Annotated in this window: 22 protein-coding genes; 5 read left to right on the top strand and 17 right to left on the bottom strand. The window is 57.0% G+C overall.

Features of this window, described 5'->3' with window-relative positions:
- Positions 1-80: 80 nt before the first annotated feature.
- From SADFL11_RS18105 to SADFL11_RS18080, 6 genes are all read right to left on the bottom strand, one after another.
- Positions 81-515, bottom strand: a complete 435-nt coding sequence (locus SADFL11_RS18105; protein ID WP_040451176.1) for a YHS domain-containing (seleno)protein — start codon at positions 513-515, stop codon at positions 81-83.
- A gap of 107 nt (positions 516-622) precedes the next feature.
- Complete coding sequence (locus tag SADFL11_RS18100; protein ID WP_134853078.1) at positions 623-1,483, bottom strand: LacI family DNA-binding transcriptional regulator; 861 nt, start codon at positions 1,481-1,483, stop codon at positions 623-625.
- A 193-nt stretch (positions 1,484-1,676) separates the two neighbouring features.
- Positions 1,677-2,639, bottom strand: a complete 963-nt coding sequence (speB, locus tag SADFL11_RS18095; protein WP_008193240.1) for an agmatinase — start codon at positions 2,637-2,639, stop codon at positions 1,677-1,679.
- Positions 2,640-2,694: 55 nt separating this feature from the next.
- Positions 2,695-3,306: a GNAT family N-acetyltransferase gene (locus SADFL11_RS18090; protein WP_008195781.1), complete on the bottom strand. Its 612-nt coding sequence runs from the start codon at positions 3,304-3,306 to the stop codon at positions 2,695-2,697.
- Positions 3,306-3,623, bottom strand: a complete 318-nt coding sequence (locus tag SADFL11_RS18085; RefSeq protein ID WP_008190235.1) for a heavy metal-binding domain-containing protein — start codon at positions 3,621-3,623, stop codon at positions 3,306-3,308. The genes SADFL11_RS18090 and SADFL11_RS18085 overlap by 1 nt, the downstream gene beginning before the upstream one ends.
- Before the next feature lie 79 nt (positions 3,624-3,702).
- The gene (locus SADFL11_RS18080; RefSeq protein WP_008193721.1) at positions 3,703-5,229 is read right to left on the bottom strand and encodes a YifB family Mg chelatase-like AAA ATPase; all 1,527 of its coding nucleotides are present in this window, start codon (positions 5,227-5,229) and stop codon (positions 3,703-3,705) included.
- 175 nt (positions 5,230-5,404) lie between these two features.
- Between SADFL11_RS18080 and SADFL11_RS18075 the strand changes: the two genes are divergently transcribed.
- Entirely contained in the window at positions 5,405-6,226 is an 822-nt protein-coding gene (locus SADFL11_RS18075) for a cyclase family protein (protein WP_040452660.1), read from the top strand.
- A gap of 20 nt (positions 6,227-6,246) precedes the next feature.
- On the opposite strand, the gene SADFL11_RS18070 is transcribed toward SADFL11_RS18075, so the two are convergent.
- Both SADFL11_RS18070 and SADFL11_RS18065 read right to left on the bottom strand, forming a co-directional pair.
- Positions 6,247-6,702 carry a Crp/Fnr family transcriptional regulator gene (locus SADFL11_RS18070; protein ID WP_208981429.1) on the bottom strand — a complete coding sequence of 152 codons (456 nt, stop codon included), beginning with the start codon at positions 6,700-6,702 and terminating at the stop codon, positions 6,247-6,249.
- 110 nt (positions 6,703-6,812) lie between these two features.
- A complete protein-coding gene (locus SADFL11_RS18065; RefSeq protein WP_008195291.1) occupies positions 6,813-7,496 on the bottom strand; it encodes a response regulator transcription factor in 684 nt (227 codons plus the stop codon).
- A 192-nt stretch (positions 7,497-7,688) separates the two neighbouring features.
- On the opposite strand from SADFL11_RS18065, the gene SADFL11_RS18060 reads away from it, so the two are divergent.
- Positions 7,689-8,228 carry a L,D-transpeptidase family protein gene (locus tag SADFL11_RS18060; protein WP_040451180.1) on the top strand — a complete coding sequence of 180 codons (540 nt, stop codon included), beginning with the start codon at positions 7,689-7,691 and terminating at the stop codon, positions 8,226-8,228.
- A gap of 72 nt (positions 8,229-8,300) precedes the next feature.
- Here the strand turns inward: SADFL11_RS18060 and leuD are convergent, their stop codons facing one another.
- From leuD to SADFL11_RS18045, 3 genes are all read right to left on the bottom strand, one after another.
- The gene (gene leuD / locus SADFL11_RS18055; RefSeq protein WP_008193412.1) at positions 8,301-8,906 is read right to left on the bottom strand and encodes a 3-isopropylmalate dehydratase small subunit; all 606 of its coding nucleotides are present in this window, start codon (positions 8,904-8,906) and stop codon (positions 8,301-8,303) included.
- Between the two features lie 38 nt (positions 8,907-8,944).
- Positions 8,945-9,895, bottom strand: coding sequence for an N-acetyl-gamma-glutamyl-phosphate reductase (gene argC, locus SADFL11_RS18050; protein WP_008188858.1), 951 nt, complete (start codon positions 9,893-9,895; stop codon positions 8,945-8,947).
- A 94-nt stretch (positions 9,896-9,989) separates the two neighbouring features.
- A complete protein-coding gene (locus SADFL11_RS18045) occupies positions 9,990-10,556 on the bottom strand; it encodes a peroxidase-related enzyme (protein ID WP_040451182.1) in 567 nt (188 codons plus the stop codon).
- A gap of 92 nt (positions 10,557-10,648) precedes the next feature.
- Between SADFL11_RS18045 and SADFL11_RS18040 the strand changes: the two genes are divergently transcribed.
- Both SADFL11_RS18040 and SADFL11_RS18035 read left to right on the top strand, forming a co-directional pair.
- Positions 10,649-15,460: an NAD-glutamate dehydrogenase gene (locus SADFL11_RS18040; RefSeq protein WP_008195932.1), complete on the top strand. Its 4,812-nt coding sequence runs from the start codon at positions 10,649-10,651 to the stop codon at positions 15,458-15,460.
- Positions 15,461-15,614: 154 nt separating this feature from the next.
- Positions 15,615-16,997, top strand: a complete 1,383-nt coding sequence (locus SADFL11_RS18035; protein WP_008190730.1) for an MFS transporter — start codon at positions 15,615-15,617, stop codon at positions 16,995-16,997.
- A gap of 35 nt (positions 16,998-17,032) precedes the next feature.
- On the opposite strand, the gene SADFL11_RS18030 is transcribed toward SADFL11_RS18035, so the two are convergent.
- The 5 genes from SADFL11_RS18030 to htpX form a co-directional block, all read right to left on the bottom strand.
- Positions 17,033-19,138 carry a methyl-accepting chemotaxis protein gene (locus SADFL11_RS18030; RefSeq protein WP_040451183.1) on the bottom strand — a complete coding sequence of 702 codons (2,106 nt, stop codon included), beginning with the start codon at positions 19,136-19,138 and terminating at the stop codon, positions 17,033-17,035.
- Between the two features lie 165 nt (positions 19,139-19,303).
- Positions 19,304-20,920, bottom strand: coding sequence for a bifunctional phosphoribosylaminoimidazolecarboxamide formyltransferase/IMP cyclohydrolase (gene purH / locus SADFL11_RS18025; protein WP_008196085.1), 1,617 nt, complete (start codon positions 20,918-20,920; stop codon positions 19,304-19,306).
- Between the two features lie 99 nt (positions 20,921-21,019).
- A complete protein-coding gene (locus SADFL11_RS18020) occupies positions 21,020-22,834 on the bottom strand; it encodes a heparinase II/III family protein (protein WP_050776015.1) in 1,815 nt (604 codons plus the stop codon).
- Positions 22,835-22,972: 138 nt separating this feature from the next.
- Complete coding sequence (rsmB, locus tag SADFL11_RS18015; protein WP_040452662.1) at positions 22,973-24,349, bottom strand: 16S rRNA (cytosine(967)-C(5))-methyltransferase RsmB; 1,377 nt, start codon at positions 24,347-24,349, stop codon at positions 22,973-22,975.
- A 135-nt stretch (positions 24,350-24,484) separates the two neighbouring features.
- Positions 24,485-25,444 carry a zinc metalloprotease HtpX gene (gene htpX, locus SADFL11_RS18010; RefSeq protein ID WP_040451184.1) on the bottom strand — a complete coding sequence of 320 codons (960 nt, stop codon included), beginning with the start codon at positions 25,442-25,444 and terminating at the stop codon, positions 24,485-24,487.
- Between the two features lie 145 nt (positions 25,445-25,589).
- Here htpX and SADFL11_RS18005 point away from each other — a divergent pair, with 145 nt between their 5' ends.
- The gene (locus SADFL11_RS18005) at positions 25,590-25,853 is read left to right on the top strand and encodes a DUF1674 domain-containing protein (protein ID WP_008194342.1); all 264 of its coding nucleotides are present in this window, start codon (positions 25,590-25,592) and stop codon (positions 25,851-25,853) included.
- On the opposite strand, the gene SADFL11_RS18000 is transcribed toward SADFL11_RS18005, so the two are convergent.
- Complete coding sequence (locus tag SADFL11_RS18000; protein WP_008195091.1) at positions 25,850-26,512, bottom strand: SGNH/GDSL hydrolase family protein; 663 nt, start codon at positions 26,510-26,512, stop codon at positions 25,850-25,852. The genes SADFL11_RS18005 and SADFL11_RS18000 overlap by 4 nt on opposite strands.
- Positions 26,513-26,525 lie beyond the last annotated feature (13 nt).

Genomic DNA, 26,525 nt, shown 5'->3' with positions numbered 1-26,525 from the left:
AGACTTATCGCCAGACCATAGGTACCGCAGCCGTCGCCTTTGACAACTCTTCGCGATCAGTTCGACCGAAAGACGCCTTTTCAATTCAGGCTCGGCCAGTTTTGATTGGCCTTGGAAATAAATCCGGGAACGTCGCGGCTCCAGGTGCGCTGAACCGAACGCGAGTAATTCACATAAAGCTTTCCATCGACGACCTTATAGGCCAGCGGGTCGACGCCCACCTTATAGCCGCGGGCAACACCATAGGCGCAGTAACCATCATATTGAGGGGCGAAACGGCTGGGATTGGCTGCAAACGCATCCCGGTTTTGAGCGCTCGAAAACTGATACGTCTTGCCGCGATGTTGTGCAGTGAATTCTGAAGACCCCTTTGCTGGGGCGCGGCCGGAAAAATAGGACACCGGATCATAACCGGTCAGGGCCAACGGATCTTTTGCAAAAGCCGGGTCGGATGGAAGCGCGATCGCCGCAACGCCGGCAGCTGCGAGGCCAAGAACAATACGCCGGTTCATCATGCTGAATCTCCCAAGTGTCTCCTCTTGTAGGAGATGTTTGGCCTACCGCTAACGTTCAATCCACAATCTTGTGAGGTCATCTCAACAGCACGTCCCGTGAGGCGGATTTAATCCCAGCGGCTTGCCGGTGCGGTGGATTCGCGGACAATTAGCGAGCCGCGGACGGCATGATCCGAGGGCGCCTCCATCTTGGCGACAATGCGATCAACGGCGACCGAAGCAATGTCCTCGATTGGCTGGCGCAGGGTCGTGAGACGCGGAACAACAAGAGATGCCAAGGTGATGTCGTCGAAGCCGATCACGGAGACATCCTGCGGAACGTGCACACCAAGGTCACGCGCGCACCGCAGAACACCGATTGCCTGCTGGTCGCTTGCCGTTGCTATGGCGGTGATGCGAAAGCCTCTGCGCAACTGCAGGAGAATGTTTCGGGCAACAGCCTCGCCGGATGCAAAATCAAATTCACCGGTGTGAACGGTCAGATCAATCTCATCATCCGGCGTGGAAAGCTCATTGACCCGCTCAATGAACCCGTCGCGCCGCTCGCGGGCGACCTCCAGGTTTTCCGGCCCGGCTATATAGGCGATGATCCGGTGCCCCAGACCATGCAGATGATCGACGACCTTGCGCGCGCCATCCCGCTGATCGGTCGCAACCAGGGGATATGTGCCGTAACGGCGATCAAGGGATATGATCGGCAGCTCCGCGGAATAGGATCGGCTGGCATCAGAACCGGCCACCACGATGATCCCCGTGACGGGCCATTCGTGCATAGCCCGAACCTGTTTGAGCTCAATGCCCGGATCGTCATGGGAGTTGGCAAGCATCACCATGCCGCCCCGCGAAGCAACTTCCATCTCGATGCTTTTTGCCAATTGAGCAAAGAACGGATTGGTGATGTCAGGTACGATCAAGCCAATGACCACGCCTCTGGCACTTTGTTGCGCCTCAGCTGCCAAGTCAGTCATGGACGGTGACCCCACATCAAGAATTTACCCTTGGGAATTTTCAAGCACCTCTCACCTGGATAATCAAGGAATTCCGAATGATGTCACCAAACAGCTCTACGCCCGATCAGAAATACCGACATGTTTTGCAACCCTGGTGCACATATCAGCAACTCATCGATATACGACCCATCATGAGTTGTGTTGACCCCATTCATGATTTGGACCGTTGGTGCAAAATCCTGCCGATTGTGTTCATGAGAATTTGTGCGGCCAAAACACTTGTGACACCGGCGGGATCATAGTCCGGAGCAACTTCAACAAGATCCATCCCGACAATCTCCCCCTGTTTCGCAAGCCCGTCGATCAGCTCCAGAATTTCATAATAAAGAAACCCGCCATGGCTCGGCGTACCCGTGCCCGGCGCGATGGATGGATCAAAAGCATCAATGTCGAGCGTCAGATAGTAACGTTTGCCTTTCGGGATCTTGGCAAGAAGCACGTCTATGCCCAGTTTCCGTGCCTGTCTGACAGATACGATGTCCGAGCCCATCTGGCGTGCCGCCTCATAACCGTCGCGGGCCGTTGACGAAACGTTGCGGATGCCGATTTGGGTGAGGCCGGTCACATAAGACTTTTCAGCCGCCCGGCGCATGGGATTGCCATGGCCGTATCGCACACCATGTCGCTCATCGACAAAATCAAGGTGGGCATCAATCTGCACCACATGGATTGGCTCTTCACCATCGAAAGCATTGATGCAGGGAATATTGATCGAATGATCTCCCCCTAGCACGACTGGCAAGGCTCCGGCCTCAAGTATTTTACGAACACCAAACTCGATGCGTTTGTGGCTCTCGATCGTGTCTGTGTGAACGATATCTGCATCACCAATGTCAACAATCTGCGTGGTTTCCGCAGGCAGGTAGGTAATGTCATCTTCGAAATCATAGGCCCCGGCGTGGCCGAAGGAGAACAGTGTTGATGCCTCCCGGATCGCCCTTGGCCCCATTCGAGCTCCAGAGCGCCATTGGGTTCCGAAATCAAACGGCGCTCCAAGAACGGCGACATCTGCGTCAATGGCATCCCAATCCGGCTGGTACGGATACTTTCCAAATGTGCAAATTCCGACAAAGGGCAGGTTGAGCCGCCCGCTTTCATATCCGTGAGATGTCATGAAACGCTCCAGGTTAGTCTTTCAACTGAAAGCTTCCAGTGCGGATCTGGCGTCGTCAAGCGGCTTGCAACGGCTTTTCCATGCGCGTCGCAGATGAGAAACCGAAAATGTATTTGAACGGTCCTGTTTCCTCAGTGCCTGCCGGCACAAACCCCGACCGCTCATAAAGCGCCCTTGCCCGCAGGTTGGTATCGATAACATCCAGCCGAACCCGGGAGCAGCCGCGCGCAACGGCAGCCGAGCAGATTGCATTCAAAAGGGCCGTGCCAACGCCAAGACCGCGTGCTTCGGCACTCACAAAAATTCCGTCCATCAACAAAAGTCCGGGCTCTGGCTCTCTCTCCAGGAGATCCAGCACAATCCCGCGCCACAGCCCTCCAAACAGACCATAGACGGTTGTCATGTCCGACAGGCTGCCAGAAACCAGCGCGCCGTCCTTGGTCTTGAACCCGGCCATTCCTATAAGCCCGCCGTCTTTATCCAGCGCACTGATTGCGAAGTCAGAATCAAGGAGACGGGCAATCAAGGAGAGCGCCTTGTCATCCGGGGCCAGGATCTTGCCGAGCTTTCCGGAAAACGCTTGCCAAAACAAGGCAGCTGCCGTCTCCCGTTGATCTTCGGGAAAGCCGGACACAATCTGAAACTGTTGATCTACGGGATCCGTCATCAGCGCATTGTGACAGCGGTACCGGTCGCACTCACCATCAGCATGGAGCCGTTCTGGCCCACAGTTTCATAATCGATATCAACTCCGATTACAGCATTACCGCCAAGCCGTTGTGCCTGTTGGCACATTTCTTCAACTGCGATCTGGCGGGCCTTGGAAAGCTCTTCTTCGTAGGCTGCAGACCGGCCGCCCACGATGTCGCGGATACCGGCGAAAATGTCCTTGAACAAGTTCGCGCCGAGGATGGCCTCGCCGGTCACCAGGCCCTTGTAATCGAGATCCTTGCCTTGAATGGTCGGCGTTGTTGTCACCAGCATGCGTCATCCTCCGAATTTGAGTGCAAGGCATGACATGGGACGGTGTCCGGACGAATACAAGGAACGTCAGCCGGTTCGGTTACGCTGCCCGCCGTGAGAGATCCTGGCCGCGATAACTGAGCGCTTCAGCCAAGTGGATCCGGGCAACGGTCTCGAGACCGTCAAGATCGGCGAGGGTCCGGGCAAGTTTCAGCACCCGATGGTAGCCCCGAGCTGAAAGCTGCAGTGTCTCAGCAGCTTCACGCAAGAAGGCGAGACCCTTGTCATCTGGTTGCGCCATCTTTTCGACCACCGAGGCCGGGGCTTGCGCATTGGTCCGCGCCGCAACCCCAAGATCAAAAAAACGCTGTTCCTGAAGTTTGCGGGCCACCAGAACCCGCTTGGCGACCTCTGAAGACGGCTCACTTTCTGCCGGGCCGATCAGATCGGCTGCCGTGACCGCAGGGACCTCAATCCTCAGATCAATGCGGTCCAGAAACGGCCCCGATATCCGGGCTTGGTATTCTGTCACACATCGTTCTCCGCGCCGGCATTGGTGTCCCGGTTCCCCAGCATGACCGCACCGGCAGGGGTTCATCGCCGCCACCATCTGAATGCGAGCCGGGTAAGTCACCCGGTGATTGGCCCGCGCAATAATGGCCTCACCCGTTTCCAACGGCTGACGCAGACTGTCGAGCACCTGGGGATTGAATTCGGGGAGCTCGTCCAGAAAAAGAACCCCGTTGTGAGCCAGCGAGACTTCACCAGGTTTGGCCCGCAAGCCACCGCCGACTAGGGCCGCCATGGAGGCCGAGTGATGCGGTGCGCGAAACGGGCGGCGGTCGGACAGTTTGCCATCCGCAAGTTCCCCTGCAAGCGAGGCGATCATGGAGACTTCAAGTAGTTCGCGCGGGGTGAGCGGCGGCAGAATAGAGGGCAAGCGGCTAGCCAGCATGGATTTGCCGGATCCCGGCGGTCCGACCATCAGCAGGTTATGACCACCAGCCGCCGCGATTTCCAAAGCGCGTTTGGCACTTTCCTGACCCTTTACATCTGCAAGGTCCGGAATGCCAACCGGATCGCCCCGGAGTTTGGCTGCGGGCCTGGAGAGGACCTGCGTTCCCTTGAAATGATTGGCGAGCTGGATCAGGGACCGCGGCGCCAGAATGTCCATTTCACCGTCTGCCCAGGCGGCTTCTCCGCCACATTCGAAAGGACAGATGAGTCCTTTTTCCAGTGCGTTTGCGCTCATGGCGGCAGGCAAGACGCCTGCGACTGGAGCAAGGGTGCCATCCAACGCCAACTCGCCCAGAATGACATAGTTCTCCAGAAACTCGGCCGGTATTGCGCCAATTGCCGCCATCACCCCGAGTGCAATCGGCAGATCGTAATGGGATCCCTCCTTTGGAAGGTCCGCTGGCGCCAAATTGACCGTGACACGCTTTGCAGGCAACGCAAGACCTGAGGCAGACAGAGCCGCGCGGACCCGCTCCCGGCTTTCTGCCACCGCCTTGTCCGGCAAGCCCACGATCGTAAAGGCGACCATGCCCGGCCCGACATGCACTTGGACATCGACCGGAACTGCCTCAATACCTTGAAAGGCCACTGTGGTCACGCGGCTGACCATCAAACTCCCCTTTAGATTTAACGAAACGCTATTGCAATTTATAGGCGAGAGCAAGGTGCGTGTTTGGATCGCCACGGACGCCGCCGATTGTCACCTTTCCAAAAAGTCACTTGCCGAAGCTCCTGGCCGCTCGCACAGTGGGTGTAATCCCAACGCGGAACCGGAGGACAAATCCATGTGCGATCTGTGTGTTATCAAGTCGGTGAAGGAGAAAATGCTGTCCCGGCGCGATGTTTTCAGGGCCGCGGCGGCCGGAGCCGGCGTTGCCGCAGCGACCTCTATTGCAGGCACTTTGCCGGCAATGGCGCAGACACCTGCTCAAGTTCTGGATCTTACGCACGAACTCTCGGAAGACTTTCCAACATTTGGGGGTGAGCCTGGATACCGGGTGGAGAAAATCTTTGACTTCGCCAAGGACGGGTACAATCTCTACAGCCTTTCAATCGATGAGCATTCGGGCACCCATCTAGACGCGCCGCTGCACTTTTCCGCAGATGGTCAATCCGTTGCCGAGATCCCCGTCGACAAACTGGTTACGCCGCTCTGCATCATCGATATCAAGGAACGCGCCGCTGATAACTCGGATGCGCAAGTCACTCCGGAGGATCTCAAGGCGTGGGTCGCGGCACACGGAGACATTCCCAACGGAGCGTGCGTTGCCATGAACTCTGGCTGGAGTGCACATGCATCTTCAGACATGTTTCGCAATGCAGATGCAAATGGCGTGATGCATTTTCCCGGCTTTCATATCGAAGCGGTTCAGATGCTGATGGAAGAAGCCGACGTCGCCGGGCTTGCCGTTGACAGCCTGTCACTCGATCATGGGATTTCGAAGGATTTTGCCGCCCATTACGCCTGGCTTCCGTCTGGCCGCTGGGGTCTGGAATGCATCGCCAATCTTGATGCGTTGCCACCGAGCGGCGCGACACTCATTGTGGGTGCCCCGAAAAACCGTGGCGGCACTGGCGGCCCAAGCCGGGTCATGGCGATGGTATAAAACACGAGGTAAAAGCGGGCTCAGCCCTCTTCTTTTGCCCGGCGCTCTGCATTGAGCTGTTCCAGTTCGGCCATTTTATCGCCGATGGGCTTCAGACGGCCCATGGTTGTACGGAACCGGGCGGCCCGCTGATCGAACAGACGCTGCGCAAGTTCCGGATATTCGGACACCATGCGTTTGAAGAGAGCTCTGCGGATGCGGATGATCCGGACCGGTTCGGCAGCTTCTGCGCGGCAGGGACGCTTGGTTTCCACCAGCAGCGCGCTTTCGCCCAACAGTGTTCCCGGGCCGACCTTGTCGACTTCTTCAAAGCCGTCTTCGCCGCGCGTTGACAGCGTCACCATACCATCGGTGATCACAAGTCCGCCGTCCGCCCGCTCATCCTGATCGAAGAGGCGCAGACCGGCGCTGAAATCCATGCTCTCGGCACTGAAGGCGAGCAGTCGGAGCTGATCGTCCTGAAAGTCCGAAAACATCGGTATCTTTTTGAGAATCGCTATGTCTTGGGCAAGGCTCATGCCCAAGATTTACGCTGATTGATCGTGTCTGTCCAAGCGAATATGCGCGTCACAAACAAGTCTGTGGCTTAAGGGACGAGCTTGTAGCCGCCCGCCTCAGTCACCAGAAGCTCGGCATTGGACGGGTCCCGCTCGATCTTCTGACGCAACCGGTAGATATGCGTTTCCAAAGTGTGGGTCGTGACACCAGAGTTGTAGCCCCACACTTCGTGCAAAAGCACATCCCTCGTGACCGGCTTTTCGCCGGCTCGGTACAGGAACTTCAGGATCGAAGTTTCCTTTTCCGTTAGGCGCACCTTTGAGCCGTTGTCTTCCTGCATGACCTTTGCAGCCGGGCGGAAGGAATAGCGGCCGATTGCGAATGTCGCATCCTCGCTCTGCTCGTGCTGGCGCAAATGGGCGCGGACCCGGGCGAGCAGCACTGCAAACTTGAAAGGCTTGGTAACATAATCGTTGGCGCCAGCCTCAAGGCCAAGAATCGTGTCACTGTCCCCGTCGTGGCCGGTGAGCATGATGATCGGAGCCTTGAACCCGTTTTTGCGCAGCAGCTTCACTGCTTCTCGGCCATCAATATCCGGCAAGCCGACGTCCATCAAAAGAAGGTCGATGTGCTCTTCCTTGGCCATGCCAATTCCGGAAGTCGCCGTGTCGGCCTGAAGGGTCTCAAACTCGTCGTAAAGGGACAATTGTTCGACAAGCGCTTCGCGCAGTTCAGTATCATCATCGACAATCAAAATGGTGCGGGCGGTCATCTTGTCGGGTCCTCGCCAAAAATCTTCAGTGTTCACGCGGGTTTGTGCAATCTACACAAGCGCGTTGCCGTCTCTATGTGCGCGGGAAAGTGTCGCCTTACAAGCAGGGTTCCGTCAATTCTTCTTCACGCGGGCTTTAGCTCCGGTTTATCAAGACCTTTCACGGTACCGAACAAACAAGCGGGACAATCCATGCGGGAGAGCACAAAACCGGCAGATATCCTCGAGGTTCACGCGTTACCGCGCGACCGGACGAAGGGTCTTCTACGATGCGGATCGATCACGGTTCCGTGTGCGTTGGGCCGTTCCGGCATCACCACACGCAAGCGGGAAGGGGACGGAGCGACCCCGACCGGGACATTCGAGCTACTGCATGTCTACTATCGCGCTGACAAAGGCCGAACGCCGCAAACGGTTCTTCCACTTGAAGTTTTGAAGCCTGAACTCGGCTGGTGCGATGATCCGGGCCATCCCCGCTACAATCGTCTGGTGAATTTGCCGTTTCAGGCCAGTCACGAGAAAATGTGGCGTGATGACCGGTTGTACGACATCGTTGTCGTCCTGGATTGCAACATGTATCCGCCGATCAAGGGCAAGGGCAGTGCCATCTTCTTCCATGTCGCCCGGGAGGATTACCGGCCAACGGAAGGCTGCGTCGCGGTCGCTCCGCACCACATGCGGCTTATTCTCTCAAAGGTATCCCCAGGTTGCCAGATGGAGATACGAAGTTAGAGCATTGCTCGCTCCAACAAAAAGCCCGGCGCAGGGCACCGGGCTTATGGATTTGAGTAGACCAGATGGCGCTTAGACCCAGGGGCGGCTCTCACCCATCTTGTCTTCAAACGTATCGATCTGACCGGCCTTTTCCATGGTCAGGCCGATGTCGTCGAGACCATTGATCAGGCAATGTTTGCGGAATTGGTCGATCTTGAAAGCAATATCGCCGCTCTCCAGCCCCTTGATCTCCTGGTTTTCCAGATCGATCGTCAGGGTGAAATTGGCGCCGCGCTCAGACGCATGCATCAGCGTTTCCAGCTCGTCCTCAGACACCTGGATCGGCAATATGCCGTTCTTGAAGCAGTTGTTATAGAAAATGTCGGCAAAGGACGTGGAGATCACGCAGCGGATACCGAAATCAAGCAACGCCCACGGAGCGTGTTCCCGGGACGAGCCGCAACCGAAGTTGTCGCCGGCGATCAAGATCTTGGCATCGCGGTATGCAGCCTTGTTCAAGACGAAATCGGCGTTCTCAGACCCGTCGTCATTGGTGCGCATTTCATGAAACAGCGCGGTGCCGAGACCGGTGCGCTTGATCGTCTTCAAGAACTGCTTCGGGATGATCATATCCGTATCGATATTGACGATCGGCATCGGTGCTGCGACCCCGGTGAGGGTCTCGAATTTTTCCATGGTTTCCTCTCCTGAAAACGGGTTCCGGCCCGATCACCTCAAGCAGCAAGACTTGTGGTCTGATCGACACCGAGCATGAGATTGAGGTTCTGCACGGCTGCGCCCGACGCGCCTTTGCCGAGATTGTCGTAAACGGCAATGATGGCAGCCTGGGCCCGCGCATCGTTGGCAAAAACGTGCAGCCGCAACCGGTTGGTATCGTTCAACGCCTGCGGATCCAGATCATCTGAGCGCTCCAGACCATCCAGTGGCGCAACATCCACAAAACCGCCAGGGGCAGCTGCGAAGTGGTCGGCCAAGGCAGCGTGGATCTGCTCGCCAGTCGGGACCTTGTCCAGGCGCGCAAGATTGAGCGGCACCACAGTCAGCATTCCCTTATAATAGTTGCCGACAGCTGGGGTGAACAAAGGCACATTGTCCAAAAGACCATATTCGGTCATTTCCGGCAGGTGCTTATGGTTGAAGCCCAGCGCATACGGGGCAAACATATTGGCGCTTGCTCCTTTCGCGTCATAATCCGCGATCATGCCCTTGCCGCCGCCGGAATAACCGGAAATCCCGTTCACGGTGGCCGGGAATTCGGCCGAGAGGAGACCACCGGCAATCAGCGGGCGCACAGCAGCAATAAGCCCCTGCGGCCAGCAGCCCGGATTGGCAACGCGCATCGCCGCTGCAATGATGTCAGCCTGGTCGGCGTCCATCTCGGCGAAACCGTAAGCCCAGCCATCGGCGACCCGATGGGCGCTGGATGCATCAATCACGCGTGTCGTGTCATTCTCGATGAGCGCGACACTTTCCTTCGCCGCCGCATCCGGCAGGCACAGAATCGCGACATCTGCCTTGTTCAGGTAGTCTTTCCGGGCAGCCGGATCCTTCCGGCTGTCTTCCGGAATGGAAAGGAGCTCTATGTCGCGGCGCATGGCGAGGCGCTCGCGGATTTGCAAACCCGTCGTGCCAGCTTCACCATCAATAAATACGCGCGCGGTCATGACCCGCTCCTCTCCTCAAGCTCGAGAATTGAAAAACGACTGGGTCATACACCCAATCGTGGGATTTGTCACCGGTTCGGCACAGCCCAAGACCTCAACGGGCCATTGAGTGATACTCATCATTCGGCCGCATGTCGCTGGCCGCGGCAACCCGGTTGGTCATATTGAAGAATGCGGCAACGGAGGCAATATCCCAGATGTCACGGTCACTGAACCCGGCATCCCGCAAGCCCTGCCGGTCACTTTCCAGGATTTCCGCCGGCTTTTCAGTCAGCTTAACAGCAAAATCGAGCATGGCTCGCTGGCGGACTGTCAAATCAGCGACACGATAGTTCATCACCATGAGTTCGCCGAGTACCGGATCGCCGGACAACTCGCGCACAGCCGCACCATGAGCTGTGAGGCAATAAAAACAGCGATTGACGGAGGATACCGCAACGGCAATCATCTCTCTCTCAAGCTTGCTCAGTCCGCAGTCAGCAAGCATGAGGTCGTTGTACATGTCGGTGAAAGCGCGCAGCTTGGCGTCATCAAAGGCATAAGCTTGGAGCACATTCGGAACCAGGCCGAGCTTTTCCTGACACAAATCGAAATAGGCCTGCGTTTTTTCACTTAATGTTACATTTGAATCGATTTGCAAGGCAGTGACTTTACTTGACAATTCGGGCCTCCCGTCCTGAAACAATTGTGTCGCGAATATAAAACGATAGCACGCGGCTGAGCCAAACCAAATGACCGCCCAAGGGGAAAAAAATGCCCGACAAGCACGACGTCGAAAAACTCAAGCTGATCGACGCGGTCCACAAGAAACTCTCCAAGAAAGATCCCAATCTCGCTGAATTCGTCAACGCCTTTTATGATCGGGGCGCGGCCGAAGATCTGGTGACCTATTCGGCGGAGGAGCTGACCGGGTTTGCCATGGATGCCTGGCAAGACTTCCAGTCCCACGATCTGGGCACTCATCGGGTGAGCATGTCCGATCCGAGTTTCAAAACGAAGGGCGGCAAAGCCAAAAACCTTACCGTAATCGAGATCGTCAACGACAACATGCCGTTCCTTGTCGACTCGGTGATGGACGAACTGCAGGACAGCAAGCTGGAAGTTCACCTGGTCCTGCATCCGATTTTCATCGTTGAGCGGGACGAGAAGGGCGCTCTGATCTCTGCCATCGGCCGGAAAAAGCCAGCGAAGCGGAAGGACCGGCAGGAAAGCCTAATCCACATTCACGTCACCCGCATAGACGATGCCGAACAGCGTGAGGCCCTCGAAGCCCGGCTCAACACCGTCTTGAACGACGTTCGCGCGGTTGTGAATGATTTCAAGCCAATGCAGGAACGGCTCGGCGAGGCGATCGACACTTACAAAACAACACAGCTTCTTGGCAGCAGTGACGAGTTATGGGAAGCCATCCATTTCCTGGAATGGATGGAGAAAGACAACTTCATCTTCCTCGGCATGCGGGAATACAAGTTCGAGGGCGGCGTTGAAGAAGGTGAGCTCTCTCCCCACGAGGGCACCGGCCTCGGCCTTCTCACCGATCCGGAAGTTCGCGTGCTGCGCCGCGGTTCGGAATTCGTTCAAATCACGCCGGAAATCCGGGAATTCCTGAAAAAACCGGAACCTTTGATCATTGCAAAGGCCAATGTGAAGAGCACGGTGCACCGCCGGGTTCACATGGATTACGTCGGAGCAAAGCTTTACGACGACGACGGCAACATGATCGGAGAACTCCGCATTGTGGGCCTGTTTGCATCAACCGCCTATACGGAACCGGTCAGCACTATTCCGTTCCTGCGCCGTAAGGTCGCCGCCGTCTTGGCCCAGGCCGGATACCATTCGGAGAGCCATTCCGGCCGCGCGCTGCGAAATGTGCTGGAAGCATTTCCGCGCGATGAGCTTTTCCAGATCGACCGCGACCGGCTCTACGAGTTTTCAACCGCAATTCTCCAACTGGACGAGCGGCCGCGCATCCGCGTTCTGTCCCGTCCGGACAAGTTTGATCGCTATGTGTCGATCCTGGTCTTTGTCCCTCGGGACCGTTACACCACCGAAGTCCGGCTGAATGTCGGGACGTATCTGGCCTCGGTGTACGAGGGCCGTCTATCTGCCTGGTACGTAACCTATCCTGAAGGCCCATTGGCCCGGGTGCACTACATCATCGGACGCGACAAGGGCGAAACGCCAGCTCCTCCGCAAGAGGAACTGGAGGCAGCCGTTGCAGATATGGTCAGAAACTGGCCGGACGCGGTGCGCGAGGCACTTGCTGCAGAGTTTGCACCTGCTCAGGCCCGCCAGCTGGCTGACCGGTACGCACTCGCTTTCCATGGCGGCTACAAGGAAGTCTACAATGCCCAGTCCGCGCTGTTCGACATCGTTCAGCTTGAAACCCTGAGCGACACTCGCAGCACCACGATTACCTTCCACCGTCCGGTTGGCACAAAGGACAACCGGCTGGCGCTGAAGGTGTATCACCGAGGTGCCCCGATCCCGCTGTCCGCCCGTGTTCCACTGCTGGAGAACATGGGTTTTAAGGTCATCAACGAGCGGACGTACCGGATCACTCCGACAAACGCACCATTCTCGTACCTCCATGAGATGACCCTTGAAGCGCACACTGGGGACAGCATCGATTTCAGCGATGCTCTGCAGAGCCGGCTGGAAAGCATGTACATGGCTGTCTGGACCGGACGGGCCGAAGATGACGGATACAACCGCCTTGTCATGAGTGCCAGTCTCGCTTGGCGCGATGTCGCCATCCTGCGCGCACTGTCAAAATATCTGCGGCAGGCCGGTATCCGGTTCTCCGAAGACTACATGTGGTCGACGCTGAACAACTACCCGGCCATCGCCTCAACTCTGGTCGATTTGTTCCATCTGCGCTTCAACCCGAACACATCGAAAGAAGACCGTGATGCAGGCGAGAAGCGGCTTGAAGGCCAGTTCTCTGCAGCTTTGGAAGATGTTTCCAGCCTGGATGACGACCGCATCTTGCGGCGGTTCAAGAATGTGATTGAATCGATCCTGCGCACGAACTTTTATCAGCTTGATCAGGGCGGTCAGCCCAAGGCAACGTTTGCCTTCAAGATCGAAAGCCGGAAGATTGACGAGCTGCCGCAACCGCGTCCGTTCCGCGAGATTTTCGTTTACAGCCCGCGCGTTGAAGGGGTTCACCTGCGCTTCGGCATGGTCGCGCGTGGCGGTTTGCGCTGGTCCGACAGGCCGCAGGATTTCCGTACCGAAGTGCTGGGCCTGGTGAAAGCGCAGCAGGTCAAGAATGCCGTGATCGTTCCGGTCGGCGCCAAGGGCGGCTTTGTTCCAAAGCAATTGCCACCTGCGAGTGACCGCGAGGCCTGGTTCAAGGAGGGCACGGAGAGCTACAAGATCTTCATCAACGCGCTCCTCGATGTCACCGACAATCTGGATGAGGACAAGATCCTGCCACCGGACCGGGTCACCCGGTTTGACGGCGACGATCCTTATCTGGTCGTGGCCGCGGACAAAGGGACTGCAACGTTCTCCGATACTGCGAACGCCATTTCCGAGGGCCGGGATTTCTGGCTCGGCGATGCGTTCGCGTCCGGCGGCTCTGCCGGATACGACCACAAGAAGATGGGCATCACCGCAAGGGGTGCCTGGGAGGCGGTTAAACGTCACTTCCGGGAAATGAACCGGGACATTCAGACCGAGCCATTCACGGCCGCAGGTGTTGGCGATATGTCCGGCGACGTTTTCGGAAACGGCATGTTGTTGTCGAAGGCAACCAAACTGATCGCAGCGTTTGACCACCGGGACATCTTCATTGACCCGGACCCGGATCCGGCAAAAACCTGGGACGAGCGCAAACGCCTGTTCGATATGGGCCGCTCTTCCTGGAAAGACTATGACACAAGCCTGATTTCAAAAGGCGGCGGCATCTTTTCACGGCAATTGAAGTCAATCCCGCTTTCACCGGAGATCCGCGCCCTTATCAACCTCGACAAGGCAACGGCAACGCCTCAGGAAGTCATGATGGCGATCCTGAAAATGAATGTGGACCTGCTTTGGTTCGGCGGTATCGGCACATACATTCGCGCCACAACCGAAACAGATGCAGACGCCGGCGATCGGGCGAACGATCATATCCGGATCACCGCGCCGCAACTTGGCGCAAAGGTCATAGGCGAAGGCGCCAATCTTGGCCTGACCCAGCTTGCCCGGATCGAATTCAACAAACGGGGCGGCCGCTGTAACTCCGATGCAATCGACAACTCCGCCGGGGTGAATTCCTCGGACATGGAGGTCAATATCAAGATCGCCCTCGGAGCCGCTGTGAAGGCAGGCAAACTCGACATCGAGCAGCGCAATGAACTGCTGGCCCACATGACCGATGAGGTCGCCGACCTAGTCTTGCGGAACAACTACTTGCAGACGCTCGCAATTTCCATGACGCATCTGCAGGGGATGGAAGACTTCGGCTATCAGGTCCGCATGATGCGCCAGTTGGAGCGTGAGGGTCTTCTGGACCGCGTCGTCGAGCAGTTGCCAGATGATGTCCAGCTGGATGAGTTGCGCAGTGCCGGGCAGTTGCTGACCCGCGCCGAACTTGGCGTCCTGCTGGCTTACGCGAAAATCACCTTGTATGATGCAATCCTGGAGAGCTCGGTCCCCGATGATGACTACCTCGCCCGCGAACTCTTCCGGTATTTCCCGGATGAAATGGCGGCCGACTACGAGGGCGAAATCAACGGCCACCGTCTGCGCCGGGAAATCATCTCCACCATGCTCGCGAACTCTATGGTCAACAGAGGTGGTGCAACGTTTATTACCCGCCTGATGGATCAGACAGGCGCGACAACGACGGAAATCGCCCAGGGGTTCGTTGCCGTGCGCAACAGCTACGGACTGACCGAACTCAATGGAGAGATCGACCGTCTGGACACCAAGATCGACGGTGAGTTGCAGTTGGAACTCTATTCGGAGGTCCAATCCCTGCTTCTGGAACGCGTCGTCTGGTTCAAACGCAATGTCTCCTTTGAAAAGGGACTGGCTGCCGTTGTGGAGCGTTTCCACGCTGGCATTTCAGACCTCCGCGACCGTCTGGAGAGCCTGCTTCCGGAAGAGCCTGCCGCAGAGCTCAAAAGCCGGGTCGCAGCCTACGTTTCGAAAGGGGTGCCTGAAGACCTGGCCCGCCGGATCGCCTGGCTGCCGGTGGAAGGTGCCATTCCGGACATCGTAATCGTTGCGGAAGAGACCGAAGCCGATCTCGATAAGGCCGCGGTAGCATACTTCGATGTTGCGCATCATTTCCGCCTCGGTGCGATGAGCGAATTGGCGGGCAACCTCGAAGTCCACGATTACTACGACGGACTTGCGCTCGACCGTGCCCGCGCAACGCTCGCATCCGCGCATCGCGCCATCGCGATCTCTGCCATTCAGGCCGATGGATTTGCTCATTGGCTTGAGAAAAAGCAGTCGGTTGTGATCCGGACCACACAGGCGGTCGCCGAAATTCTCGACGGCGGTTTGAGTGTGTCCAAGTTCTCTGTCGCAGCAAGTCTTCTTGCTGAGATCAGCGACCGGACATGATCTGGGCAGTCATACCTGCACCAGAGGCAGACTAACTGATAGAAAAGGCCGGGAGTTTCGCTTCCGGCCTTTTTGTTTGATGAGTGCGCTTGGCGCCGGGCCGTGCCAAGGTTGACGCTAAAGTTCTCAGAGATCCCAGGAGAGCAAATTTCCAATGACTGCCGCACCTGATATTGCGTTTAAAAACCCGGGGCGGCGCGCGGTCGTCGCCTGGGGTTTTTTTGATTGGGCCGCGCAACCCTTTTTCACGCTCATCACGACATTTGTCTTTGCACCCTATTTCGCTTCCGCCTTGGCCGACAACCCGACAGAAGGCCAAAGCCTTTGGGGGTACGCGACAGCAGCGGCAGGGTTGGGAATAGCGTTTCTGGCTCCCATCCTCGGCTCTGTTGCCGATGCAACCGGCCGCCGGAAAGTTTGGATATTCTGCTTTTCGATCCCCTTTGTCATATGCTGCTGGGCATTCTGGTACGCAGCTCCGGGCAATCCAAACGCGGTGATGATTGCCCTTGTTGCCTTTGCGATTGGAACCCTTTCGATCGAGATCGCAACAGTCTTCAACAATGCCATGATGCCGAAACTTGTCCCATCGACACATATCGGACGGTTATCAAGTTTTGGTTGGGCGTTGGGATATGCAAGCGGACTGGTCACGCTCGTCCTTGTTCTTGGATTTTTGGCTGCAAATCCTGATACCGGTCGCACACTGCTCGGCTTTACCCCCCTTTTCGGTCTTGATGCAGCAACCTATGAAGGCGACCGGGCCTCGGGGCCTTTTTCCGCGATCTGGTACCTGATTTTCGCCTTACCGATGTTTCTCTTTGTTCCGGATGCCCCGTCAGTCGGAAAAATCGGAGCGGCTGTTTCCAAAGGTCTGACGGATCTGCAGCACAGCCTTCGCCATGCCCGACAAAACCGCAACATCTTCCTGTTTCTGATCGCAAACATGGTGTTCAAGGACGGCTTGGTCGCCCTGTTTGCCTTTGGTGGGATTTATGCGGCCGGCCAGCTAGGTTGGGGGTCCATCCAGATCGGCACTTTTGGCATTATTCTGACGATCACGGGGACGCTTGGCCTCTTGCTTAGCGGCAAGGTGGACGACCGGTTCGGGCCCAAGATCGTCATCGCCTTCTCGCTGATCGTTTTGATGATCTGTGGGCTGGGCATGATCTCCGTCGACAGAACAACGGTGTTCTTCTTCATTCAGACACCAGCCGCCCCGGAAGGTGCATTGTTCGCGTCCCTGCCGGAGCAAATCTTCATCACCCTTGGCGCAATCATCGGCGCCGTGTCAGGACCTTTGCAGGCCTCATGCCGCAGCCTTCTCATCCAACTGGCGCCCAAAGAATTGATGACCCAGTATTTTGGTCTTCTAGCCTTGTCCGGAAAGGTGACCAGTTTTCTGGCGCCACTTGCCGTTGCGATTGTGACAGCGACAGCCGACAGCCAGCCAGCGGGAATGTCTGTGATCCTGATTTTCTTTGCAGCCGGCCTCGTCCTGCTCATGATGGTCAAAGAAAAACGCGCCGGGCAATAACCCGGCGCGTTCGATTTATTCCAGTTTAGAAAGACCTAAGCCACGTCACGAACCCCTTCAAGGAAGTTTTCGACTTCCTGTTTCAAGCGGACGGCCTCGCTCTGCAACACGTTGGCCGACTTACTGACCTGACGGGCCGTGTTGCCGGTGTCGTCAGCGGATGCCGCGACCTTGACGATGTTCTGCGCAACTTCCTGCGTGCCGTTGGAGGCCTCCTGGATATTACGTGCGATTTCTTCAGTGGCCATGCCTTGCTGTTCCACTGAGTACTGGATGCTGGACGAAATTTCGTTCATCTTTTCGATCGTTTCCGAGATACCCTTGATGGCATCGACCGATCCTGCAGTTTCTGCCTGAACGGATTGGATTTGTGTCGAAATCTCTTCTGTTGCCTTCGCCGTCTGCGTCGCCAACTCCTTGACCTCGGCAGCAACAACCGCAAAACCCCTGCCGGCTTCTCCGGCCCGTGCGGCTTCAATCGTTGCATTCAATGCCAGTAGGTTGGTCTGCTCTGCAATATCTGTGATTAGCTTGAGCACTTCACTGATGCGATGAGCCGCTTCTGCCAAACCTTCAATCTTGGAATTGGTTGCCTGCGCCTGATCCACGGCATGAGACGCAATTTCCGTTGATTGTGTCATCTGACGGGAGATTTCCCCAACCGATGCCATGAGCTCCTCAGCAGCAGATGCAACAGTTTCCACGTTCGAAGACGCCTCTTCGGAAGCCGCGGCAACCGTCGTACTCTTCTCACTGGTGTCATCTGCACCCGCCGTCAGGGTAACAGACGCGCCGTTCAGATCCTCGACCTGCGCCATCACTGTCGCAGTCAATTCTGTGATCTTCCGGTCGAAATCCTGAGAAATCTCGCTGATCTTTTCTGCCCGCGCAAGCTGCTGGCGCTGGGTTTCTTCCTGCTCGGTCGCTAAGGCCTCCGCCTGCTGCGCCTTGTCACGGAAGACTTCCAGAGCCTTGCTGATCTCGCCAATTTCATCCTGGCGATCCGTGTCGTGGATCGGCTCTTCATAGCGGCGGTCAATCAAGGCCTGAATGCTGCCAACAGCGCGTTCCAGCGGACGGCGGACGATATTCGTACCCACGATGTAGATCGAGGTTGCCACGACAAACAACAAAACAAGGCCGACCACTGCAATCATGGTCATGATCTGGGTCGAAGCCGCATTCAGGGTCGAAAACGGTACGTTGACAACAACTGCCATTTTAGCGTCTGTCCGGCCAATGCTAACTGGTTTGACGATCCGCAAAACGTTCGTTCCGAGAGTGTTGGAGTAACCTTCGTAAACATAGCTTTCGCCGTTCTGGACGGCTGTAAGCAACTCATCTTTGACCTCCAGATCGGTCTCAGACCGTCCTTCGCTCCATTCCTTACCCAAAAGCGCCCCGTCCGGATGTGCGATCCAGGATCCGTTTTGGGAAATCAGGTGTACCGACCCGGTACCAAGCGGGTTCTGTTCACCCAGGGCCCCTGACAGCGGTGTCAGCATAATGTCACCGCCCGCGACACCAATGACCTTGGAGCCTTCTTTCACCGGAATACCAAACGACACGCCGGTAACGGTCTTTCCGTCAGCTTCCCAGCTATAAGGCTCGGTCACGTAGTCTTTACCGGTCTCAAAAGGCACATTGAACCAAAGACTTTTGCCGGGCTGATCCATTTCCAGATCACCCATCGGGCGGTACCCGAGCTTGCCGTCAGCGAGCCTGAAGAAATATGGCCGCCACATGCCGCTCTCGTCGTGCTTTTCAGCACTGACATACTCAGCGTCTTTACCGTCCAGCCCATCGAATGGAATGGCGCCCCAGGTGCCAGAGAAGTCGACGTTCTTGTGCAGCGTCTCTTCAACAATCGCCATCCATTGATTGCGATCCTGATTTCCTGTGCTTTTGAGGCCTGTCAGGGCAGCAGCAAGCGATTGAGCGGTGACAAGGCCATTCTCCATGGTCCGCTGGACCAGTTCCGCTTGATCCTCAGCAACGGCATCTGCCTGCGCGACTGCAAGAGATTGCGTCATCTGTGAGGCTTGCCAGCCGATGACCCCGATCCCACCGACCAAGGCCAAAGCAAGCGTTGCAACACTAACGCCTACGAGTTTTGTAGTGACCTTCGCATTTTTAAACACCGGATCTTCTCCGTTAGCCAATCGATTCGCCGCAACAGACGCACTGCTGCTTTTGCGAACAAATTAGCCTTCGGAGATTAACAAGGTATTCAATGGCCTTGGGATTATTGCCGCTCGTTGAGAAATGCACCTTCTACCATCAGTAAAAGATGCAATTTTACTCAATCAGTGCCGGAAGTGCCGCATGCCGGTCATGACCATCGCAAGACCAGCCTCATCGGCTGCCTTGATCACATCATCATCTCGCATGGAACCACCCGGCTGGATGACTGCAGTTGCACCCGCTTCGGCGGCAGACAGCAATCCGTCGGCGAACGGGAAAAACGCGTCCGACGCAACAACGCAGCCCTTAGTAAGTGGCTCGGACAATCCGGCAGCTTCCGTCGCATCCAAGGCCTTGCGGGCGGCAATCCGCGCTGAATCCACCCGGCTCATCTGACCGGCTCCAACGCCCACCGTTGCGCCATCCTTGGCATAGACGATTGCATTGGACTTGACGTGCTTGGCAACCCGGAAGGCGAACCTGAGATCCTGCATTTCTTGATCGCTTGGCGCCCGCTTGGTCACGACTTTCAGATCGAGATCATCGACAACACCGTTGTCACGTGATTGGACCAGCAGACCACCAGCCACGGATTTGACGAACAGTCCCTTGGCCCGGGCGTCGGCAAGTCCACCGGTGACCAGGAGCCGAAGATTTTTCTTCGAGCCAATGATTTCGCGGGCCGCTTCATCGGCATCGGGTGCGATAATGACTTCGGTAAAAATCTTGACGATCTCTTCAGCCGCTGCCGCATCCAGTTTTTGGTTCAGGGCAACGATGCCGCCGAACGCTGATACCGGATCACAGCGCAGGGCCTTTTCATAAGCATTCCGAAGGCTTGCGCCTTCCGCAACACCGCAAGGATTGGCGTGCTTGATGATCGCAACTGCGCTCGTGCGGGCCGGATCGAACTCGCTGACCAGTTCAAAAGCCGCATCGGTGTCGTTGATGTTGTTGTAGGAGAGGGTCTTGCCCTGCAACTGCGTCGCGGTTGCCACGCCCGGCCGCTTTTCGCCCGTTTTATAGAAGCCAGCTGTTTGGTGCGGGTTCTCGCCGTAACGCATAACTTCTGAGAGCGCGCCGCCGATAGCCCTGTGGGCCGGTGTTGCCTCATTCAGTTGATCTGCCATCCAGTTCGACACTGCTGCATCATAGGCAGCCGTGCGCGCAAACGCCTTTAGCGCCAATTTCTTCCGCAAGTCCAACGGGACCTTGCCGCCATTCACATCCAGCGCGTCAATGACAGAATTGTAGTCGGCCGGGTCTGTGACCACGGTGACATAGGCATGGTTCTTGGCCGCTGCACGCGTCATGGCTGGCCCGCCAATATCGATGTTTTCAATACCCGTTGCATAGTCGGCACCGGACGCAACAACCTCTTCAAAGGGATAAAGATTGCCGCAAAAAAGATCGATGCCGGTGATGCCATGATCGGCCATCGCCTTTTGATGATCTTCGTCATCGCGGATCGACAAGAGACCACCATGCACACCTGGGTGGAGCGTTTTTACGCGGCCATCCATGATTTCCGGGAAATTGGTAACTTCAGAGATATCAAGAACGGTTAGTCCGGCGTCTTTCAAAGCCTTGTAGGATCCGCCTGTCGACACAAGCTCAACGCCGCGGTCCGCCAACGCCTTTGCGAAGTCGACAAGGCCGGTTTTGTCAAAGACTGACAAAAGGGCACGTTTGACACGGACGAATTCTGGAACGGGTACGGCTTTGGACACAATGGCCATGAAGACTGCCTCTCAGCTGGAACGGGGCGGGAAAGCGTGGCGCCCCGTAACACGTCTGGCCGGAAAGCGGAAGGTTTCAGATCATCCTGGGGTGCATTGTCAGTCCAAAGGCGTATCGTCTGCTGCGGCCGCAGCGTCTTCGCTTGTATCCACTGGCGGATCTTCGAGTGGCAGTTCTTCCGTCTCATCGAAATCGCTGGTTCCGCGCCGGCTCAGTTTAGCCGTGGCCGTCCGCCGGAATTGCCACCCGACAGAGGGCGCTGCCTCCAACGGACCGGCGATAACAATCTGCTCAGATCTCCTGTGACCATAAACATCTGAAAGATAGATGCTTTCTTCCAAAGCAATCTCGATACCGGGCGCCTCGAACTCCCACGCTTCGCCGTCACGGCATACCAGCAACAAGGCAGACCCGGCCCGGATCAAAGATGCCTTAATCGCCGGATGAAGATGGAAGCGGATGGTATAAAGCATATCCGGATCTAAAGAGCTGACGGCCTGGAACGTATCGATGCCATCGAGAACCGTTCCGTCGGCCGACAGCCGCAAATCCCGTTGATGCAGAACATTGAAATCCGCCGCATAGCCGTCGTGAGAGGCAATCACACGGCAGCCCGCAGCGTCATCTTCCCTGGAAATGTCGATCACGCGCGGCCCGGACAGGATCGGCGCGCCGAGCAAATGGCCGAACGGCTTTTCCGAAAGAAACCGGCAAGAGGAGGTATCGTCAATCGACGCGGTCGAGTGGGCGGCGGTGGATCGGCTCACTTTACGCCAGACCGGGTTCGATTTTGACGAAACCCCGCAATTGACCACCATCCGATGGGCACCGGTAGAGAACTCGAAGGACAAGCAGCCGGCGTGGGCGTTCCCGGACAAGGCAATGTCCGGCGCAGGACCCGTGTCGACCAAGACGACCGATGATCCTCCGCTCAAGCGCTGGTATCCCGAATGCGGTGCATTGGTGGGCGGCGCTCCCCGGGCATCGTCGTAAGCCAGAATTGTTGCGACGAGGTCGCTGGGTGTGGAGCCCATGCCGTTAAAGTGGGCAAGCGCTCCGTCGCCATGGCGGAAGAACTTCATCAGCGGCATCATTCGGTCTACCGACTGAACCATGGCCGCCGGGACTTCAAGCCCCTGCGCCACAAAGGCCTGACGCACGGGCAGGAGGTCAGCGAGGATGTCAATCAACGCCCGCGGATTTCTTGAGATATGCCCGCCGTCTGGCAGGATCTGACGAGACAGTTCTTGATCAAGCCGGCGAATGCTTTGACGCGCAAACCTGCCCTGCCCCGCCATGGAAATACAGGCTGACGCAATGGCGAGCGCTGCATGAAGCCGCTCTACCCCATCTTCGGTCTCATTGATCGTCTGCCGGAGATACTGGACCTGGCGCGCCAGAGACTTGATGAAGATCCGGTAGAAACTGTGATCGCCGTCCTGGAGAATGAACGGAGAGTGCGCCAGCCACGTCAAAATGCGCCGTGTGACGATCGGCGCTTCCCACCCGATCGGATGCCAGCGGCCACAGTATTTGATCCAGTCCTCTGCCAGAGCACGGGCATTCTGCCGCGCGATCTGGCTGTCGGCAGCCCGCAGATCCCTCAGCCATCCAAAGGCGTGAAGTTCGCGTTGCCAGTCTTCGTGCACCGCCTGAAGCTCGAACGGAGACCGGCCTTGTGTCTCAACGAGATGACCTGAGAATAAAAATCGTCCGCCGTAGATGTCGGCCGCGTTTGTTGCATCGGCCGTTCTGAGATCCTGCGGGGCAATTAGCAAGCGCTCGGGCACAGATGAAAATGGCTGCAAGCGGGAGATTGGTCCGCCATGCATCCATTTCCGGGTCCGTTGCCAGATGTACAGCGCCACCAGGCCCCAAATGCGCCCGCGCTCCGAGAGGGTGGCATTGCTCACCGAACCATCTCCAACACCGATGGTCTATGCGTATCTATAACGATCTCCATTCACGCAGCCGGGCCCATCGCTCCGGTTCAGCCGTTAAGGTTAGCAAATCATTTATAGAATCATGACAGTTGAAGGGTTTATTCCGCGTTAAGAGACCCTAAACCGCGCGGCGAAAAAACCATCCATGCCGAAAAGCCCGGTTTCAGGGCCCGCAGACTGATCCGGCCGGCAGCGAAGATACCCCTCCGGTGTAACACTTTCGGCAAGGCCGCCAATTTCACTTGCATCGACCGGCACCAGGGACACGCGGTCCTTGTTCCGCTCCAAAAACGCCTCTGCCTGGCCTTCGCCCTCGGCGCGCTCCAAGGAGCAGGTGCAATAGACCAGAACTCCGCCCGGCTTAAGCCAAGACATGACGCGGTCGAGGAGCGCTGTCTGAATTTCGCTCAGCTTTTCAATGTCGTAAGGCTTTTTGATCCAGGGCACATCGGGATGACGCCGGATGGTCCCCGTCGCACTGCACGGCGCATCGAGCAGGATCGCATCGAAAAGGACTTCCGGTTCAAATTCCCGCAAGTCGGCTGCAACGGTCGTCACAGACAATCCGAGACGGGTCATGTTTTCCGCAAGCCGCTTAAGCCTGGCTTTTGAGATATCGATGGCCGTTATCTCAGCACCAACTGCAGCAAGCTGCGCTGTTTTACCGCCGGGCGCCGCACAAAGGTCGGCAACCTGCTTGCCCGAGACATCGCCCAGCAGTTTGGCCGGCAGGGAAGCAGCGGCATCTTGCACCCACCAAGCACCGTCTTCGAACCCTTCCAGCGCATCCACGGCACCCTTCTTGGTGAGCCGAACACTGCCAGCGCCGACAACCACACCATCGAGCTTTTCTGCCCATGCTGCTGCATCGGCTTTCACAGTCAAATCAAGTGCAGCCTCTCTCTCGTGCGCCTTTGCGATTGCCCGTGCACCTTCCTCGCCATAAGCCGCTTGCCAACTTTCCCAAAGCCAATCCGGTGTGTTGAGCCGGGGGGCATCGAGATCTGACGTGATCTCGTCCCGCTCGCGCCCAAGACGGCGCAGGACACCATTGACCAGACCTTTATAGGGCCGGGCCCGGCGATCCATGGACGCATGATCAACGGCGAGCGACACAGCGGCGCGGTCGGGAATGTCCAAAAACTGCATCTGCGCGATGGCGACATGGAGAATGTCGAGCACCCGGCCGGTTTTTTCCGGAATATCGCGATCCAGCAGCCGGCCCAGGATTTCCGTAATTTCGCCGCGGTGACGGAGGGCAGCACCCGCGATGGCGCGCACCAGGGCCCGGTCATTCGCAGCCAAAGCCCGGAAACCGGAATGTCCGGACGCCATATCCAGTTCGCCGTCCAAAGGACGTTTCTTGTGCACCACGTTTCCGAGGATATCGGCAGCGACTTTACGGGCCGCAAAACCTGGTTTTTCTAACCTTTCAGCCGGGGCGCCGTTCGAAGGCTTGTTGTTTTTTTTAGGTAATTTGCTCACGAAATTGTCCTGATGGGCAGACCCGCACACTTCAGCGGGTGTCAAAATCAAGCGCCGCAGTCCGGGCTTCCGGCTGCGGCGCGTTGACGAACATTCTAGATCCAACCCCGGCTGACGCCAAGGTGTTTTCAAGGTTTAGCCCCACGGGCCTTTCGGGCGCGGCGGCTCATCATAAGACCTGCCACCAGTTGTGCCGCCCCATGGGCCTGATTGCGGCGCTCGCGATTGAGCAAATGTCCCGCGTCCTGCGGTGCCCAATCCGGCTTCCGACAATTTGCGCAGCTCATCAATCCGGTTCTGCGTGTTCGGGTGCGTGGAGAACAGATTGTCCATGCGCTCGCCGGAAAGCGGGTTCATAATGAACATGTGTGCCGTCGCCGGATTGGCCTCAGCATCCGGATTGTGGATGCGCTCGACACCGCCGGATATTTTCGCCAGGGCAGACGCCAGCCACATTGGTTCACCGCAGATCTGCGCGCCCATGCGATCCGCGGCATACTCGCGGGTTCGGGAAATCGCCATTTGCACGATCATCGCCGCCATCGGCGCAACGATCATCATCAAGATGACACCGACAAAGCCCAGGGGATTGTTGCGATTGCCCCCGAAGAAAAAGGCAAAGTTCGCAAGCATCGAGATCGCACCGGCAATGGTCGCCGTGATCGTCATGATCAAGGTGTCATGGTTCTTCACATGCGCAAGCTCGTGCGCCATCACGCCAGCCACCTCTTCCTTGCTGAGCATGTCCAGCAACCCGGTGGTCGCAGCAACAGCTGCGTTTTCCGGGTTCCGTCCAGTCGCAAAGGCGTTTGGCTGCGGGTTGTTGATGATGTAGACCTTCGGCATCGGCAAATCAGCATTTTGCGCCAGTTGGCGGACCATGCCGTAATACTCGGGTGCCGAGCGCTCATCGACTTCCTGTGCATGGTGCATGCGCAGGACCATCTTGTCCGAATTCCAATAGCTGAACACGTTCATCGCGGCCGCAATCGCGAGCGCGATCAACATGCCCGACTGACCGCCGATCATGAACCCGAGGCCCATGAAGAGCGCCGTCATACCTGCAAGCAACATGGCTGTGCGAACGTAATTCATCGGTGCCTTATCCGTTTCAGTTAGAAGCTACGGACGAAATTTGCCGCAGTCTTTTCCCAATGTTCAAGATGGGGATGCCTGCCATTCTTGGCAAGTTTGTCCTATATAACCCCAAAGTTTTTAAATCTGGCTGACAGCGGAAACCATGACCGATACGAAAGATACGGAAACGGCGCAATTCACGGCAACCGAAGTGCCCTCCCTGAAGACAGACGTGGCCGAAGCTCCAAAACGCAAATTCGAGGATCTGCCTCCGGCAGCCCAGCGCGCCTTGAAAGAAGCCGAGGACCGGCGCAAGGAAATCGACGCCAAACACAACGCCATGGCACCGGAAGTCGACGGCCGCGGCGGCCTGGAGCCAACGCGTTATGATGATTGGGAAATCAAGGGTTTGACGGTCGATTTCTAGACGGCAGCCTTCGCCAGCTTCCGCACTTCTTCCGCAATCGCCTTGGCCAGATCCTTTTGCGGTTCGGCTTTAAGATGCACGGCATCTACCTCGCTGACCGACACTACGGATCCCGTATCGAAAAAGGCAACGCTATAGGTTTCCGCCAGCTTCTGATAGACGCCCGCCAGAAGCTTTGACTGGGCGACACTGTGGTCTTGTGAGAAAAGGCCGGCATATTCCTTGCCCGTAAAATCCCCAAGCGGCGGCGGCGACATTAAGAGTACTTTTGGGGCGCGGCCTTCGACATCATCAGTCGCTTGCGTGGCGGCAAACAGCAGCCGCCCCATCGCAAGGCCGATCGCATCAGCGCTCATCTGAAACCGGTCTTGTAGATCATTCGTTCCGAGCATGATGATCAGGATGTCGATCGGCATGTGCGTCTTTCGAACGGTTGCCAAGTGCTCAAGACCGTTTTTGTCGCCGCGGGCGGGGTCGTCAAAGACGGTCGTCCGGCCATTCACGCCCTCTTCGATGACATAATAGTCAGAACCAAGTTCCTTTTGCAGGAGGCGTGTCCAGCGCTCGTCGTGGCCGTAACGGGACTTTGTTCCCGGCACAAACCCCCAGGTGAGCGAATCACCGAAACAAACGACGGAGAGGGGATCTTTTCCCGACATATGAAATCCATAG

The organism is Roseibium alexandrii DFL-11, from assembly GCF_000158095.2.
Taxonomy (GTDB): Bacteria; Pseudomonadota; Alphaproteobacteria; order Rhizobiales; family Stappiaceae; genus Roseibium; species Roseibium alexandrii.
Note: the sequence above shows the minus strand (reverse complement) of the source record. Positions and strands in the feature narration are given on the sequence as shown.

What these genes read in the sequence shown, in the direction of transcription:
- SADFL11_RS18065 (WP_008195291.1), bottom strand. Translation starts at nt 7,496, where the DNA reads ATGACCGCCCGCACCATTTTGATTGTCGATGATGATACTGAACTGCGC.
- speB (WP_008193240.1), bottom strand. Translation starts at nt 2,639, where the DNA reads ATGACATCTCACGGATATGAAAGCGGGCGGCTCAACCTGCCCTTTGTC.
- SADFL11_RS18100 (WP_134853078.1), bottom strand. Translation starts at nt 1,483, where the DNA reads ATGACTGACTTGGCAGCTGAGGCGCAACAAAGTGCCAGAGGCGTGGTC.
- SADFL11_RS18040 (WP_008195932.1), top strand. Translation starts at nt 10,649, where the DNA reads ATGCCCGACAAGCACGACGTCGAAAAACTCAAGCTGATCGACGCGGTC.
- SADFL11_RS18085 (WP_008190235.1), bottom strand. Translation starts at nt 3,623, where the DNA reads ATGCTGGTGACAACAACGCCGACCATTCAAGGCAAGGATCTCGATTAC.
- htpX (WP_040451184.1), bottom strand. Translation starts at nt 25,444, where the DNA reads ATGAATTACGTTCGCACAGCCATGTTGCTTGCAGGTATGACGGCGCTC.
- SADFL11_RS18005 (WP_008194342.1), top strand. Translation starts at nt 25,590, where the DNA reads ATGACCGATACGAAAGATACGGAAACGGCGCAATTCACGGCAACCGAA.
- SADFL11_RS18105 (WP_040451176.1), bottom strand. Translation starts at nt 515, where the DNA reads ATGATGAACCGGCGTATTGTTCTTGGCCTCGCAGCTGCCGGCGTTGCG.
- argC (WP_008188858.1), bottom strand. Translation starts at nt 9,895, where the DNA reads ATGACCGCGCGCGTATTTATTGATGGTGAAGCTGGCACGACGGGTTTG.
- SADFL11_RS18080 (WP_008193721.1), bottom strand. Translation starts at nt 5,229, where the DNA reads ATGGTCAGCCGCGTGACCACAGTGGCCTTTCAAGGTATTGAGGCAGTT.
- SADFL11_RS18035 (WP_008190730.1), top strand. Translation starts at nt 15,615, where the DNA reads ATGACTGCCGCACCTGATATTGCGTTTAAAAACCCGGGGCGGCGCGCG.
- purH (WP_008196085.1), bottom strand. Translation starts at nt 20,920, where the DNA reads ATGGCCATTGTGTCCAAAGCCGTACCCGTTCCAGAATTCGTCCGTGTC.
- SADFL11_RS18060 (WP_040451180.1), top strand. Translation starts at nt 7,689, where the DNA reads ATGCGGGAGAGCACAAAACCGGCAGATATCCTCGAGGTTCACGCGTTA.
- SADFL11_RS18075 (WP_040452660.1), top strand. Translation starts at nt 5,405, where the DNA reads ATGTGCGATCTGTGTGTTATCAAGTCGGTGAAGGAGAAAATGCTGTCC.
- leuD (WP_008193412.1), bottom strand. Translation starts at nt 8,906, where the DNA reads ATGGAAAAATTCGAGACCCTCACCGGGGTCGCAGCACCGATGCCGATC.
- SADFL11_RS18090 (WP_008195781.1), bottom strand. Translation starts at nt 3,306, where the DNA reads ATGACGGATCCCGTAGATCAACAGTTTCAGATTGTGTCCGGCTTTCCC.
- SADFL11_RS18070 (WP_208981429.1), bottom strand. Translation starts at nt 6,702, where the DNA reads ATGTTTTCGGACTTTCAGGACGATCAGCTCCGACTGCTCGCCTTCAGT.
- SADFL11_RS18000 (WP_008195091.1), bottom strand. Translation starts at nt 26,512, where the DNA reads ATGTCGGGAAAAGATCCCCTCTCCGTCGTTTGTTTCGGTGATTCGCTC.